Raw genomic sequence first — 338 nt, 5'->3', positions numbered from 1 at the left:
GTTTTACGTGCTGTTGTGGGCACTAAAGCTTTTTTATGATTTCTTCCTGAAGCTGGGATTTTAAGCTCAGTTCGGCAAACATCTGTTTAAGCTTACGGTTTTCAGCTTCCAGTGCCTTTAAACGTTTGATATCTGAGCTTTCCATTCCTCCGTATTTTTCTCGCCATTTATAGAAAGTTGAATTACCCATGCCATATTTACGGCACAGTTCTTTAACGGCAATACCTGCTTCTGCTTCTTTTAAAATAGCGACGATTTGATGTTCAGTCATTTTTTTCATAATTAAATCCCCTTTACTTTTATCATAGAGAATTTTCTACTTTTTTGTTGTGCTATTT

1 pseudogene is annotated in these 338 nt (G+C 35.8%); it reads right to left on the bottom strand.

Annotated elements, in window-relative coordinates:
• Positions 1-28: 28 nt before the first annotated feature.
• Positions 29-280: pseudogene (locus GQ590_RS12155) on the bottom strand (transposase); the annotation flags it as partial.
• Between the last annotated feature and the right edge of the window lie 58 nt (positions 281-338).

Source organism: Gilliamella sp. Lep-s35 (assembly GCF_009795845.1).
Taxonomy (GTDB): Bacteria; Pseudomonadota; Gammaproteobacteria; order Enterobacterales; family Orbaceae; genus Gilliamella.
Note: the sequence above shows the minus strand (reverse complement) of the source record. Positions and strands in the feature narration are given on the sequence as shown.